The organism is Bacillus sp. PAMC28571 (assembly GCF_014250435.1).
Lineage (GTDB): Bacteria > Bacillota > Bacilli > Bacillales > Bacillaceae > Bacillus > Bacillus safensis.
The window spans coordinates 2,930,624-2,945,579 of sequence record NZ_CP060191.1 but is presented as its reverse complement, the minus strand read 5'-3'; the positions used below and the strand labels follow the sequence as shown (position 1 = coordinate 2,945,579).

Below are 14,956 nucleotides of genomic sequence, written 5' to 3'. Positions count from 1 at the left end.
TAATTGTGAGAAAATATAATGAATATAAAGGAATACATACGACATACTGATTCTATATCCTTTGTATGATGAAATTAGCAAATAAAGGGGGAAATATTTTGGGATTAACACCATTGCAAGAAACGTGGGATTTAGATGCCTTTTTTAAAGGAGGCAGTTCTTCACCAGAATTTAAGACATACCTGCAAAATATTCAGCAGCTATTAGATGAATTACGACAAAAGGTGAATGCCTTTTCAAAAGAAGATACACACGTTGAAAGCAAATTAACGTCTGTCCTTGACACGTATGAAACTACATATAAAAAATTATCTCAAGCAGGTTCATTTGTAACCTGCCTCCAAGCTCAAAATACGAAGGATATGAAAGCAGGCAGCCTTCGAGGTACGATTGCCAAGCTGGAAGCTGATTTAGGAACCATCCTTGCACTGTTTGATCAAGCGCTTGCTGCTATCCCAGCAAACAAGTGGGAAGAACTGATGAATTCAACCGCCTTTTCAGATGTCCGCTACATATTAAATGAGCGGAGAGACCGTGTGAAGGATCAATTACCTGTTGAACAAGAAACGCTGATTCAAAAGCTGGCTGTAGATGGGTACCATGCGTGGGATGAGCTTTATTCCAGCTTAGTGAATAAAATTACCATTCCGTTTGAACAGCATGGAGAAACACAGATGATCTCTGTAGGCCAAGCAGAAAATGCGATGGATGATTCAGATCGTGAAGTCAGAAAGGCTGTTTACCACAACCTAGAGCATGCATGGACGCAGGATGAACATTTATTTGCTAGTACGCTTAATCACCTTGCTGGTTTTCGTTTGCAAGTGTATGAAGCAAGAGGCTGGGATCACATTTTAAAAGAGCCGCTAGAAATTTGCCGTATGAAACAAGAAACCCTTGATACAATGTGGGCTGTGATTGATGAACATAAGCAGCCATTCATTGATTATTTACACCGAAAAGCTGACATGCTTGGAGTGGATAAGCTGAGCTGGTTCGATGTTGGGGCTCCTATCGGCAGTGAGACCAAAATCTATCCTTATCAAGAAGCAGCTGCTTTTATTGTGAAACATTTCGCTGGATTTGGAGAAGAGCTCGCTGTTTTTACAGAAAAAGCCTTTAATGAACGCTGGGTAGAAGCTGAGGACCGTCCAAACAAACGGGTAGGCGGCTTTTGTACAAATTTCCCTGACAGCGGAGAATCACGTATTTTTATGACTTTCTCAGGAAGTCCATCCAATGTGGCGACACTAGCGCATGAACTTGGTCATTCGTTCCATCAGGAAGTGATGCAGGATGTTCGCATTCTGAATCGCAAATACGCAATGAATGTAGCTGAAACAGCGTCGACCTTCGCAGAAATGATTGTAGCTGATGCTTCATTAAAAGAAGCGGCAAATGAAGAGGAGCGTCTCAGCCTGTTAGAGGATAAGCTGCAGCGCAGTGTAGCATTCTTCATGAACATTCAATCTCGTTTCTTATTTGAACAGCGCTTTTATGAAGAGCGTAAAAAAGGAGAAGTGCCGGCTGATCGGTTGAATGAATTGATGGTCGAAGCGCAGAAGGAAGCGTTCGGTGACTCATTAGATGAATACCATCCGCATTTCTGGGCGTCTAAGCTGCATTTCCATATCACGAATGTTCCATTTTATAATTTCCCATACACCTTTGGATACATGTTCTCGTTAGGAATTTACGCAAAAGCATTGCAGGCTGGTACATCTTTTGAAGAGAAATACATTGCATTATTAAAAGATACTGCTTCAATGACAGTAGAAGATTTAGCCAAAAAGCATCTAGGTGTTGATCTTACTCGAAAAGCATTTTGGGAAGAAGCCATTCGTTTGGCTGTAGCAGATGCTGAAGAATTTTTAGAAGTGACAAAAAAATAATAATGAAAAGCTCCCATTACGGGAGCTTTCAGACTGTTGACAAAGGGCTAAAATGATCTTTATTTTAGCTCTTTGTCTTCTTTTCAGCGTGATAGAAAACCTTTGAAGTCTAGGAAGGACGAGCATTGGCGCGGAGCGAATTGAACATTCGTGAGCACCAACGCGCAGGACTGACAAAGAATGCGAGGGTTTGTCTACACGCTGAAGCTCCCGTTATGGGAGCTTTTTTGCTGGCTTCAACCAGTCAAGCATTGTCTGAATGAGATCATTTTGCTGCGACAGGGCTGGAATGTCCGCTGGCTGATCACCTTTTTGTTTGCCGTACATGCCAAACTGCGCATGATTCCCGCCTTTTATTTCATGATAAACAGTTTGAGACGGCAGATTTGTTTTCGATTTCTTGATTTTCTCTTGTGTTGCCAGCCCATCCTTTTCACCTGAAATAGAAAGGATTTTCAATGAAGATTGTTTCAGATCATCTGATGCTGGATAAGATGCTAGGAAAAAGAGTCCATCGAGCTTGCTCTGATTTTTTTCTGCAAACATAGCGGCAGCTGCCCCGCCAAGTGAATGTCCGCCAATATACCAGTGTTTGATCGTTTGGTGATCTTTGATGATGTCCTGCGCTTTGTTTGGATTGAAAATCGCAAAGGAAAATGGCATGTCAGGGATAAAGACAGAGTAGCCTTTTTTCATCAGCGTATCCCCGATATAGGCATACGCAAGTGGTTCCACCTTTGCCCCAGGATAGAGAATGATGCCAGTATCACTTTTTGATGCTTTAAATGTATAAACATTGTTTTTATGTTCCACTTGCTCAATGTTCACCTGTTTTTTTAATGCGTCTGATGGTCCATATGTAAAGCGGCTCCATGTATAGAAAGCACCAAAAGCTAAGATGATCAGTGCAAGTAATGTTATACCTGTTATCTTCAGTATTTTCTTCATCGCATGCCCCTTCTTTCTCATGTACATATTAAATATACCATCATTTACTCCTATGCCAACCGGCAAGTGCGCTGATCCGTCTGTGTGATAAAGTATTAATCCATTAGCACTGCATTTGGCTGTTATTTACAATCGTTTTAAGAGGGCTTAAAATAGGTGTGCATTCAGAAGTAACGGAGGAAGAAAGACATGAAGCAGGGACATTCAAAATTTTGGATCGAAGTGAAAAATTATTTGTTCATTTTAATCGGATCAGCCATCGTGGCGATTGGATTTAATACGTTATTATTGCCGAATCAGATTGCAGCAGGCGGTGTGAGCGGCATTAGTACCATTATGCAGTCATTCGGCTTTGAAGCGGCGTATGTACAATGGGGGCTCAATATTCCATTGTTTATCGCTGGCTTTTATTTATTAGGCGGTACATTTGGAGTGAAAACACTCGTTGGCTCGATTTTTTTACCTTTCATGGTGTTTGTCACAAGACATATTGCACCTGTCACACACGAAGCACTGCTGGCGGCTATTTTTGGCGGTGTGGTCATTGGGATCGGAATAGGGCTCGTGTTCCTTGGGAATGGATCAACGGGTGGAACGGCACTCGCTGCCAAAATCATCAATAAGTACACAGGACTCACGCTGGGCACCTGTTTAGCGATGATGGATGGCTTGATTGTTCTGGCTGCGATGACGGTCTTTGGAATTGAAGAGGGGCTGTACGCGGTCATTGGTGTGTTTATTTCTAGTAAAACGATTGATGTGGTACAGGCTGGCTTCAGTCATTCAAAAATGGCAATGATCATTACAGGGCATGAAGATGAGGTCAGACAGGCGGTTTTTGATCAAATTGACCGTGGTGTGACGAAGATCTCAGCAGTTGGAGGATATACCGATCATGACCGCCCGATTTTGATGTGTGTCGTTGGGCAGTCACAATTCACAAAGTTGAAACAAGTGGTGAAAGCAATCGATGCATCAGCATTTGTCATCGTGATGGATGCAAAAGAGGTGCTTGGTGAGGGTTTTAAAAGGGCATAAACAAGGATATAATAGCGTTGACCAAATGATTGTAAGGGAGGGAAATAGATGAAAAAAAGCGGATTAACGATGCTGTTTGCAGCGATGCTTCTTGTTCTCGCGGCTTGTGGAGGAAATTCAAGCAGCAGTGACAAAGAAGGCAGCAAAAGTGCTTCATCTGTGAGCAGTGGTGAGGAGATCTATCAGCAAAACTGTATTGGCTGTCATGGGAAAGACCTATCTGGCGGAGGCGGACCAAGCCTGAAAGAAGTAGGGAAGAAATATAATGAAAGCCAAATCGCAGATATTGCGCAAAACGGTAAAGGCTCTATGCCAAGCGGAATGGTAGATGAAAAGCAAGCAAAAGAAGTAGCAAAATGGCTTGCAGAGAAAAAATAAAACCTTTGTCTAATCGACAAGGTTTTTTTGTTTTTTTATATGTAGAAAAAGACTTTTAGATAGTATGAAAACGCATTATATTAAATTTTATTTAAAAAATAAGGGTATAAAGGCACGTTTTTCGGTTTTGATTATTCTATTTACCTTTTATTTATAAGTTTTGAAATATAAATGTAATACCATTGCGTCGATTCATGACGTATAATTGGAGTTGTTGAAAATGAGACGATTCAATTTTTTCATCTTTTTGGATGAAAAGGACATAAATTGTTAGTAAGTATCGAAGGGTATGTGCGTGACCATACATAACGTTTTTTGACGAGAAGTGTCAAAACATCATGATAAGCTGTTAGTCAGCGAATAAGAAAAGATTAGGTGATTACATGATTCAAATGAAGGAAGTCTACAAGATCTATCCTAATGGCGTAAAGGCGATCAATGGAATCAATGTCTCTATCCATCCAGGAGAGTTTGTGTATGTTGTTGGTCCCAGTGGTGCTGGTAAATCCACTTTCATCAAAATGATGTATCGTGAAGAGAAGCCAACCAAAGGGCAAATCTTAATTAATAACAAAGATTTAGGATCAATGAAGGAAAAAGAAATTCCTTATGTAAGAAGAGAAATTGGCGTAGTATTCCAAGATTTCAAGCTGCTTCCAACTCTTACTGTGTTTGAGAACGTAGCATTTGCTCTTGAAGTGATTGGTGAACAGCCTCATATCATAAAGAAAAAAGTGCTTGATGTTCTCGATCTGGTTCAGCTAAAACACAGAGCGCGTCAATTTCCTGACCAGCTGTCCGGCGGTGAACAGCAGCGTGTGTCTATTGCCCGCTCGATTGTCAATAGCCCTGAGGTCGTCATTGCAGATGAGCCGACAGGAAACCTTGATCCAGACACTTCTTGGGAAATCATGAAGACGCTCGAAGAGATTAATAACCGCGGGACAACAGTGGTTATGGCGACACACAACAAAGAAATTGTAAACACCATGAAGAAACGCGTCATTGCAATCGAAGATGGAATGATTGTGCGTGACGAAGCAAGAGGGGAGTACGGAATTTATGATTAAAACTCTCTCGCGGCATTTACGTGAGAGCTTCCGTTCACTTGGAAGAAACACGTGGATGACATTTGCATCAATTAGTGCGGTTACTGTCACATTGATTTTAGTTGGGGTTTTCCTTGTGATTATGCTCAACTTGAATAACATGGCATCGAACGCTGAAAAAGAAGTAGAAGTAAAAGTATTAATCGAATTAACGGCGAATCAAAAGCAGCAGGATGAATTAAAAGCAGAAATTGAAAAGATTCCTGAAATCAGTGATGTGAAGTACTCATCTAAGGATGACGAACTGAAAGCACTGATTAAAAGCTTTGGAGAAAATGGACAATCCATGGGACTTGTTGATCAAGAAAATCCATTAAACGATGCGTTTATTGTGAAAACAACAGATCCTCACGATACACCAAAAGTAGCGAAGAAATTAGAAAAACTAAAGGGTACATATAAAGTAACCTATGGAAAAGAAGAGGTCAGCCGACTCTTTAATGTAGTCGGAGTAGCGCGTAATGTCGGTATTGTGCTCATTATTGGGCTGTTATTTACAGCTATGTTCTTAATCTCCAATACGATCAAAATTACGATTTTTGCTAGACGTAAAGAAATTGAGATTATGAAGCTGGTAGGTGCAACGAACTGGTTTATCCGCTGGCCATTCTTCATTGAAGGACTATTACTTGGTGTATTTGGCTCCATTATACCTATTGCTCTATTGCTTGGCACGTATCAATATGCAGTGGGCTGGGTCGCACCGAGAGTACAAGGCTCATTTATTTCAATGCTTCCATACAACCCGTTTGTCTATCAAGTATCACTGATCCTGCTAGTGATCGGTGCAATCATTGGGGTATGGGGAAGCTTAACGTCTATCCGTAAATTCTTAAAAGTATAAATATATTTTGATGGCAGCATTCGAGATTTCTATAGAAGATGTGACCGGTTGATCCGATTCATCCGGTCGGCTCTTCATGTCGACAGTTGTCATGGGAGGGGAATATCGTTTTGAAAAGAAAGCTGATGATGGCTGGAATGGCAGCGTTTATTGGAACAACGTGGCTATACATTCCAGGGAACGAGAATCGTGCATTCGCATACGAAGACCTAGATCAAAAACGTCAACAAATCGAAGAGAAAACATCGAAGACTGAATCAAGCTTGAAGAAGAAGAAGTCAGAGCTGGCAAAGCTTGAAAAGAAAGAATCAAAGCTCAAGAAAGAAATTGAACAAATTGACCAAAAGGTAAGTACTGCAACTGAAAAAGTCGCTGAAAAAGAGAAAGAAGTTAAAAAAACGAAGCAAGAGATCAAGAAGCTAAAAAAAGACATTCAAGTCATCAATGAGCGAATTGAAAAAAGAAAAGCCATTTTCAAAGACCGAATTCGTTCCATGCAAAAAAGCGGCGGTACGATCAACTATTTAGATGTGCTGCTAGGTGCTCGCAGCTTTAGTGATTTTGTCGGTCGTGTTGGGGCTGTCACAACGATTGTCGAAGCAGACAAAGACATGATTACAGAACATGAAAATGATTTAAAGCTGGTGGAGCAAAAAGAAGCAGAGCTAAATAATCAGCTAAGCGGACTTGAAACATCTCTGAAAGAGCTAGAAGCACTGAAAAAAGATTTATCTAAGAAGCACAAAGAAAAAGAACACATTTTAGGTGATGTGACAGATAAAAAAAATCATGCACATGATGAACTAGGCAAGCTTGAGAATGAACAAGAAATCCTTGCGAATCAAAAAGCGGCAGTGAAATCTGAGGAAGCACACCGACAAAAGGAAGAAGCGGAGAAAGCAAAACAAGCAGCTGAAAAAAATGCACCTGCACCTCACAGCGGCGGCTCAGATCAAGTATCTGATACACCAGCAAGCAGCTCAGGCTTTATTAAACCAGCTGCAGGGCGTTTCTCATCTGGTTTTGGCGGACGTTCTGGCGGAAACCACTTCGGATTAGATATTGCAGCAAAGGGCACAGTTCCTGTCTATGCAGCAGCATCTGGAACCGTCACAAACTCAAGCTACTCATCGAGCTATGGAAATGTTGTGTTCATTACGCACAATATCAATGGACAGACGTATCAAACTGTATATGCCCATCTGTCTACAAGAAGTGTGTCAACAGGACAGAGAGTCGAACAAGGACAATTCCTTGGCTATATGGGAAATACCGGCCAATCGCATGGTCAGCATCTTCATTTTGAAATTCATAAAGGATTATGGAATGGCGCAAAATCAAATGCAGTCAATCCAGCGCAATATATCCGCTAATCAAAAAGCCGATAACATGATGTTATCGGCTTTTTTGGTCTAGATAGAATTAAAACAGCAGCAGTAATCCGGCAATAATAGGTGTTAACAGAACAGCTGATTTCAATAAGAGCTTCGGTGCAAGGCGTGTAAATTTCGCGCCGATAAATGCGCCTAATACGGTTCCAATTAATATTTGAATCAGCAAGATAAAATCAACATAACCCTCTGAAATATATCCAATTCCACCGCCGATGGAAATCGGAATAATGACAAGCATGGTCGTGCCAACGGCTTGCCTAATCGACAGCTTAAGTAAAATCAAAAGCCCTACTTGAATGAATGGTGCAGACCCGATACCAAACATGCCTGACAGCATCCCAGATACAAGGCCTAAAATAATGCCTCTTGTCATCAGCTGACGTGAAGAAAGCGGCTGCTGTTCAGCCTCTTCATTAAGAACAAATAGTTTGATCATCATAAAAACAGCGGATAAAAAAAGCATTCCTGCTGTTAAATAGTGCAGACTTTCTTCTGGAATAAAAGGAGCAACCTTAGCCCCAGCAAAAGAAGCGATACAAGCAAGAGCCCCGACAATCAAACCAGATTTCAGCTGAATGTTCCCTTCTCGGTAGTGGCTGTATGCACCTGATAGTGTCGTAAATGCCATAGCGGCTAATGACGTCCCAAGTGCGGTATGGATAGGGATATCAAAAATTAATGTAAGCAATGCGATGACAAATCCCGCCCCGCCTGCTCCTACAAAACCTAATAAAATTCCTAATAAAAGCATCGTCAAGATAATATACATAGCGAAGACTCCTTCTCAATCATAACAAAATAAAAATTACACCTAATAAAATGATTCGTCAAGCCTTCACGGGAGAATGTCTTTACATGAAATCCCTTCTTCTGGCATATAATAACTCAGGTCATCAGGAAGAGTTGAAGAAGGAGGCCAAATATGAAAAAACAAATCGCATCTATTATGGCAAGTGTCGTTCTCTTAATAAGTGCAGGTGTGATGACGCATAAAGAGGGAACTCATGCGGAGTCACCGCAAGCAGCCGCTGCAATGGCTGGACAAGCTCAATCAAGTGATAAGGCGAAAGAGAATGGGATGGAAAAGATCGAGAAAGCCTATGACCTTATTTTAAATGAATATGTAGAGGAAGTGGATCGGCAAAAGCTGCTTGAAGGCGCGATCCAAGGAATGCTTTCGACGTTAAACGATCCGTATTCAGTATACATGGACAAGCAGACCGCAAAGCAATTTTCTGATTCGCTTGATTCTTCCTTTGAGGGAATTGGGGCAGAAGTGGGGATGGATGAAGGAAAGATCATTATCGTCTCCGCCTTTAAAAAATCCCCTGCGGCAAAAGCAGGTCTAAAGCCAAAAGATGAGGTCATCAGCATTGACGGTGAGCCGATGAAAGAAAAAAGCTTAAACGATGCTGTACTGAAAATAAGAGGAAAAAAAGGTACGTCTGTCGCCTTAACAATCAAACGAAACGGGATTGAAAAAGAGCTGACGTTCCATATCAAACGAGAAGAAATCCCGCTTGAAACAGTGACTTCTTCTGTAAAAGAGGTCAATGGTCATAAAACAGGCTATATTGCGATCTCCAGCTTCTCTGAAGATACGGCGAAGGATTTCACGTCAAGCCTGAAACAGCTCGAGAAAAAGGGCATAGAAGGTCTTGTACTGGATGTGAGAGGAAACCCTGGCGGCTATCTGCAAAGTGTGGAAGATATTTTGAAACATTTTATTACGAAGGATCAGCCCTATATTCAAATCGCAGAACGGAATGGCGACCGGAAACGATATTTTTCAAAACTGAAAGAACAAAAGCCTTACCCAGTCAACGTCTTAATTGATAAAGGCAGTGCTTCCGCTTCGGAAATACTTGCTGGAGCCATGAAAGAAGCTGGAAAGTATGAAGTTGTCGGTGATGTCTCCTTTGGAAAAGGAACTGTGCAGCAGGCGGTTCCGATGGGAGATGGAAGTAATATTAAATTAACGCTGTATAAATGGCTCACGCCAAAAGGCAATTGGATTCACAAAAAAGGCGTCGTACCGACAATTGCGATTCATCAGCCGGATTACTTTACCGCAGGTCCGCTTCAGCTGAAAGAACCCCTTCAGCTTGATATGAACAATGAAGAAGTGAGACAAGCGCAGACGCTGTTAAAGGGATTGTCATTTGACCCTGGCAGAGTAGATGGATACTTTGATGAAGAAACGAAAAAGGCCGTACTTGCCTTCCAAAGCACATACAATCTCGATAAATCAGGTGTCATTGATTTAAAAACAGCAGAAATGATGAACAAAATGGTGGATGAAGTGAAATCTTACGAAAAAAATGACCTTCAATTACAGACTGCACTAAAAGCACTATATCTTAAAAAATAAAGAGGCGAATAAAAGCCTCTTTTTTTTGGTTCATAAGTGTCATGAACATGTAATAATTTATGATTAAAAATAAATTATATCGAGAAATATATTCATTTATTTTACAAAAAACATAACATTCCTTCAATTTTACCCGATAACATATGTATATAAGAGACTTTCTGTTGATTTAAACATGTCATGAAAATGAAACTTTTGAAAGTTGTATGTTACATAAATAATTCTTACAATAAAAAGTAGCACTCATTTTAAATATTTTATTTTTTGCGGATATTCAGCTTGAGCATTAAGCTGTACCGAGGTTTGCGCTTTTCTTAAAAGAACTAGTAAATGGGGGTACACAATTGAAAAGGGCAAGTATTGTGAGAGAGAAAAAATATTACGAGTTGGTAGAGGAACTTAAGAGTCGTACGAAAGATGTGACGTTTTCCGCTACAAAGGCATTAAGTCTGCTCATGCTGTTAAGCAGGTACTTGGTCAATTACACAACGGTAGAATCAGTCGACGAAATCGATGAAGACTGTGCTGAGATATACTTCAATTATTTAATGGATAATCATAAGAGACTTGGTATAAACTTAACCGACATCAAGAGGTCGATGCAGCTGCTCGGCGGCATACTAGATGTAGATGTCAATCACTACTTAAAAGATTTTTCACTGTCGAATGTCACACTTTGGATGAATCAGGAGAAATAAACCTGATGTCAAGCATCGATTTATTTGATAGAATAAGAGAAAATGCTTGACTTGGGCGGTGAACGATAATGAGCTCGGAGTGGATGGGAGCCGGATTAAAAGCGGTCGGTCTGTTTTTAATCCATCCTCTTTTTTATTTCATGATATTAATCAGCCTATTGCATGGCTACATCCGCGTAAAGCGGGAGAGAAAAGCGTTTCAAACAAGAATAGAAGATGTATACGATGAACTTAAATTTACATATTCAAAGGGATGGATTCTAGGGATTTGCCTATCCGTTATTTCAGTAGGCTTAGGGATTGCCCTCCCCCCTGGATTCATCGTGCTGATTGCAGCGATGACCATCGTTTTCTCTTTATTCTTTAAGGCGAGTGCGCTTTCGTCTGCATACACACTCGGTTTCAGTTTTATTGCGGCACTTGGACTGATGCATTTCCAAGTGAGTCATTCTTGGCTGCCGCAGCTCTCAATGATGAATGCATCAGCCGTTGTCATTCTGCTAGGACTTCTATTAATGACCGAGGGAATTCTAGCCTATCGAACGGCGCATTTACGTACATCGCCTGCTATGGTGATGAGTGCGAGAGGACTTTTAATTGGTCAGCAGCGGGCAAACCGTCTGTGGCTTTTACCGCTTGTTTTGCTAATGCCGGCAGGTGAATTCACTTCTTCTCTGCCATGGTGGCCGGTGCTTCAAGTGCATGATCAAAGCTTTTCATTTATTTTGATTCCATATATCATCGGATTCGGTCAGAGAATTCAAGGCTCACTGCCAATTGTTAGTATTCAAATTACAGCGCGGCGTATTCTCATGCTCGGACTCGCTGTCGCCTTATTAGGTGCTGCAAGTATTTGGTTTGAACCGATTGCTTGGGGAGCTGTATTGATTGCGGTGATAGGAAGAGCCTTTCTCTCATGGAAGCAGAGGGTCAATGACAATGCTGCCCCGTTCTACTTCTCTAAGCGTAATCAAGGGCTGATGGTGCTGGGGATTATTCCAAATACACCAGCGGCTGATTTAAAGCTTGAGATCGGAGAAGTCATCACAAAAGTGAATGGAATTGAAGTCAAAACCGTTTCGGAATTTTATGAAGCCCTTCAAACCAATCGTGCTCTAACAAAGCTCGAGATCATTGGCTTAAATGGTCAGACAAGATTTGAGAAACGTGCTTCTTACGAAGGGGAGCATCATCAGCTTGGCATCCTGTTTGTGAAGGATGATCCACAGCAAAAACCAACGGCAATTTCATCTTAAAAAAAAGCTGCTAGAGATGGCAGCTTTTTTCTTTTGGGCGCGCTTCTTTCCCGTAGGATTCGCCCCATTCACGCATGGCGAAGATGATAGGCTTTAATGTATTTCCGAGAGAAGTGAGGGAATATTCGACACGAGGGGGGACCTCCTCATAGACTTCTCTATGGACAACGCCGTCTTGTTCAAGCTCACGCAATTGCAGTGTGAGGACACGCTGAGAAATTCTTGGCAGCAGCCGGCGCAATTCATTGTAGCGTTTTGGTCCGCAAGTCAAATGATAAAGGATCACTCCTTTCCATTTCCCTCCTATGACACTTGTCGTCACTGAAACGGGACAGCCATGATTGACAATACTGACTGGGTTGGATGGTGCACTCATCTTAACACGCCTTTCTTAGACAAATTTGGTGATATACGAACAAGATGGTAACTAACGAACAAAAATGTGCGTACTTGAATCACTCGAAGCTTTTCTTATACCATAGAGATATCACATCACACATTCGGGCTGTTGTTTTTTTATCATAACAATTTCTATATGGGAATGGAAAGAAATTGGATTGATGAAACTAACGCCCTAATTGGTTAATAGAAAGGATGAATACAATGCGAGACAAAGAGCAATTAAAAAAAGAAATCATTGAGGCGTATGAGTTCCGCCATGCGACAAAAGAGTTTGATCCAACGAAAAAAATACCAGAGGATGATTTTGCATTTATTTTAGAAACAGGAAGACTTTCCCCAAGCTCTGTAGGGTTTGAGCCTTGGAAGTTCCTCGTTGTTCAAAATGAAGCATTTAGAGAAAAATTAAAAGAGTATACATGGGGAGCGCAAAAGCAGCTTCCTACTGCCAGCCATTTTGTGATCATCTTGGCAAGAACAGACGCCCGTTATGATTCAGCATATGCAGAATATATCAACAAGCAAATCAAAGGAATGTCAGACGAAACGTTCGAGATGGTGAAGGGACGCTACCAAGAATTCCAAGAGAATGATCTTCATTTGTTAGAAAATGAACGCACGCTCTTTGATTGGGCTTCAAAACAAACGTATATTGCTCTTGGAAACATGATGACAGCCGCTGCACAAATTGGCATTGATTCATGCCCGGTCGAGGGATTCAGCTACGATGAGATTCATCGCATTCTAGATGAAGAAGGGCTGCTTGAGGATGGTCAGTATGATATTTCTGTCATGGCAGCCTTTGGTTATCGTGTGACTGAGCCGAAGCGCGGCAAAACGCGCCGTCCGATGGATGAAGTCGCTGTTTGGATTCGTTAAAAGAGAATGTCTGAAAAAGGATGTTGACAATTGCGTGGTTAGTCAGTATATTTAAAAAATAAAATCTTTGATGAATATACAAATTGACTATAAACGCTTTGACTTGAGAATAGTAGATGAACATCCGTTTTTTTAGAGAGCTGCGGGGTGGTGCAACGCAGTAAAACGAATCATTGAACTCGCTCAAAGAGCGGTAAGACTGAATGAATAGTAAGTCTTTACGTGTGACCTCCGTTAACGGGTTTTAAGTTGGATTTAGCTATGGCTGAATCAATTAGAGTGGTAACGCGGTTGCAAGGTCAGTCGTCTCTTCAAGGAGATGACTGGCCTTTTTATATGCTTTTATCCTATATTTGTCTGAAGATTCAAATTTAAAGGAGCTATAGAAAATGGAAAAGGAACATGTGCAGTTAAAACGAACAATGACGTCAAGGCATATTATGATGCTCGCACTTGGCGGAGCAATTGGTGCTGGTCTGTTTAAAGGAAGCAGCTCTGCTATTGATATCGCAGGTCCTGCTGTCATTTTGGCATATATGATTGGTGGTCTTATTTTATTATTTATTATGCAAGGACTTGCCGAAATGACGGTTGCACGACCTGGCGCAAGAACATTCCGTGATTTAATTGAACCGGTGTTAGGCAAATATCCGGCTTATTTCTTAGACTGGATATACTGGAAAATGTGGGTGCTGAACATTGCAGCAGAAGCAATCGTATCTGCAATCTTTATTCAGTACTGGTTCCCACAAGTGCCGATTTGGATACTTGTGTTAATCATTTCACTTGTTGTGACATTGATCAATGTTTGTTCTGTTAAAATGTTTGCTGAGACGGAGTACTGGTTAGCTTCTATTAAAATTGCTGTCATTCTTTTATTTATTATCATTGGGTTAACCATGTTGTTTGTCTCATTTGGTCAGCATGCAGCACCGGGATTATCCAACTTAACCGACCACGGAGGATTTTTCCCGAATGGAACAGGCGGCTTAATTGCGGCCATGCTTGTTGTGGTGTATTCATATGGCGGGACTGAAATGATCGGGGTCACATTAGCAGAAACAAAAAACCCTGAAAAAGTCATCCCAAAGGCCATCCAAAGTACATTTGTACGAATCATCGGCTTCTATGTACTGCCGTTCTTCATCATCGTCAGCTTGATTCCTTGGAATCAAGTAAACAATGAGCAAGTGAGTCCATTCGTCACCGTGTTTGCAACGATTGGCGTGCCATATGCAAGTGACATAATGAACGGTATCATTTTACTAGCGATCTTGTCTTCTATGAACTCTGGGCTGTACGCATCCTCAAGGGTACTTTATACGCAAGCGATGGATGGGCGTGTATGGAAGGGCTTCTCAAAGCTATCAAAACAGCAGGTGCCTGTTAGAGCGATCCTAGTGTGTACATCTACATTGTATGCCGCTGTATTGATTTCTCTTTTTGTAGGAAGTCAAACCTTTAATTATTTAATGGGATCTTTAAGCTATACGGTCTTATTCATCTGGTTTATTATTGCTGTCGGGCATTTAAAATCTCGAAGTGTAACAGAACCAGGAGGATATCGCGTGAAGCTGTATCCTTTCACAACATGGTTTTCTGTGATTGCGATCATTGCCATTTTCATCGGCGTTGTGTCAACAACTCCAATTGTCCAAACGATGGTCACGATGGGCATTTATTTGATAATTACTCTTTCTTTCTTCATCAACAAAAAGCGGTTTGACACAGCCGCTTAATACAAAAAGCG

General features: G+C 41.2%; 14 protein-coding genes and 1 other annotated feature. Of the genes, 11 read left to right on the top strand and 3 right to left on the bottom strand.

Annotation, left to right across the window (positions count from 1 at the left end; translation table 11 throughout):
- The first annotated feature begins 98 nt into the window (after nt 1-98).
- Entirely contained in the window at nt 99-1,892 is a 1,794-nt protein-coding gene (locus H7F25_RS14965; protein ID WP_185853882.1) for a M3 family oligoendopeptidase, read from the top strand.
- 213 nt (nt 1,893-2,105) lie between these two features.
- On the opposite strand, the gene H7F25_RS14960 is transcribed toward H7F25_RS14965, so the two are convergent.
- Nucleotides 2,106-2,840 carry an alpha/beta family hydrolase gene (locus H7F25_RS14960; protein ID WP_185853881.1) on the bottom strand — a complete coding sequence of 245 codons (735 nt, stop codon included), beginning with the start codon at nt 2,838-2,840 and terminating at the stop codon, nt 2,106-2,108.
- Between the two features lie 189 nt (nt 2,841-3,029).
- Here H7F25_RS14960 and H7F25_RS14955 point away from each other — a divergent pair, with 189 nt between their 5' ends.
- From H7F25_RS14955 to H7F25_RS14935, 5 genes are all read left to right on the top strand, one after another.
- Nucleotides 3,030-3,878, top strand: coding sequence for a YitT family protein (locus tag H7F25_RS14955; RefSeq protein WP_185853880.1), 849 nt, complete (start codon nt 3,030-3,032; stop codon nt 3,876-3,878).
- A gap of 48 nt (nt 3,879-3,926) precedes the next feature.
- Nucleotides 3,927-4,256 (top strand): cytochrome c551, encoded by a 330-nt coding sequence (gene cccB / locus H7F25_RS14950; RefSeq protein ID WP_024423602.1) that lies wholly within the window; start codon nt 3,927-3,929, stop codon nt 4,254-4,256.
- Between the two features lie 383 nt (nt 4,257-4,639).
- A complete protein-coding gene (ftsE, locus tag H7F25_RS14945) occupies nt 4,640-5,326 on the top strand; it encodes a cell division ATP-binding protein FtsE (RefSeq protein ID WP_024423601.1) in 687 nt (228 codons plus the stop codon).
- Nucleotides 5,319-6,209 carry a permease-like cell division protein FtsX gene (ftsX, locus tag H7F25_RS14940; protein WP_024423600.1) on the top strand — a complete coding sequence of 297 codons (891 nt, stop codon included), beginning with the start codon at nt 5,319-5,321 and terminating at the stop codon, nt 6,207-6,209. Before ftsE ends, ftsX begins: the two co-directional genes overlap by 8 nt.
- 110 nt (nt 6,210-6,319) lie before the next feature.
- On the top strand, nt 6,320-7,582 hold the full coding sequence (locus tag H7F25_RS14935; protein ID WP_034623763.1) for a murein hydrolase activator EnvC family protein: 1,263 nt from the start codon (nt 6,320-6,322) through the stop codon (nt 7,580-7,582).
- A 49-nt stretch (nt 7,583-7,631) separates the two neighbouring features.
- On the opposite strand, the gene H7F25_RS14930 is transcribed toward H7F25_RS14935, so the two are convergent.
- Nucleotides 7,632-8,372, bottom strand: coding sequence for a sulfite exporter TauE/SafE family protein (locus H7F25_RS14930; RefSeq protein WP_024423598.1), 741 nt, complete (start codon nt 8,370-8,372; stop codon nt 7,632-7,634).
- A 153-nt stretch (nt 8,373-8,525) separates the two neighbouring features.
- Here H7F25_RS14930 and H7F25_RS14925 point away from each other — a divergent pair, with 153 nt between their 5' ends.
- From H7F25_RS14925 to H7F25_RS14915, 3 genes are all read left to right on the top strand, one after another.
- The gene (locus H7F25_RS14925) at nt 8,526-9,974 is read left to right on the top strand and encodes a carboxy-terminal processing protease CtpB (protein ID WP_044335916.1); all 1,449 of its coding nucleotides are present in this window, start codon (nt 8,526-8,528) and stop codon (nt 9,972-9,974) included.
- A 344-nt stretch (nt 9,975-10,318) separates the two neighbouring features.
- Complete coding sequence (locus H7F25_RS14920; RefSeq protein ID WP_007500014.1) at nt 10,319-10,672, top strand: swarming motility protein SwrAA; 354 nt, start codon at nt 10,319-10,321, stop codon at nt 10,670-10,672.
- Nucleotides 10,673-10,740: 68 nt separating this feature from the next.
- A complete protein-coding gene (locus H7F25_RS14915; protein ID WP_024423596.1) occupies nt 10,741-11,928 on the top strand; it encodes a PDZ domain-containing protein in 1,188 nt (395 codons plus the stop codon).
- Between the two features lie 10 nt (nt 11,929-11,938).
- Here H7F25_RS14915 and H7F25_RS14910 read toward each other — a convergent pair whose 3' ends face one another.
- The gene (locus H7F25_RS14910) at nt 11,939-12,304 is read right to left on the bottom strand and encodes a winged helix-turn-helix transcriptional regulator (RefSeq protein ID WP_024423595.1); all 366 of its coding nucleotides are present in this window, start codon (nt 12,302-12,304) and stop codon (nt 11,939-11,941) included.
- Between the two features lie 227 nt (nt 12,305-12,531).
- Here H7F25_RS14910 and H7F25_RS14905 point away from each other — a divergent pair, with 227 nt between their 5' ends.
- Both H7F25_RS14905 and H7F25_RS14900 read left to right on the top strand, forming a co-directional pair.
- Nucleotides 12,532-13,206, top strand: a complete 675-nt coding sequence (locus tag H7F25_RS14905) for an NAD(P)H-dependent oxidoreductase (protein ID WP_024423594.1) — start codon at nt 12,532-12,534, stop codon at nt 13,204-13,206.
- 89 nt (nt 13,207-13,295) lie between these two features.
- Nucleotides 13,296-13,520 (top strand) — a binding site (T-box leader).
- A 75-nt stretch (nt 13,521-13,595) separates the two neighbouring features.
- Complete coding sequence (locus tag H7F25_RS14900) at nt 13,596-14,945, top strand: amino acid permease (RefSeq protein ID WP_024423593.1); 1,350 nt, start codon at nt 13,596-13,598, stop codon at nt 14,943-14,945.
- Nucleotides 14,946-14,956: the final 11 nt, after the last annotated feature.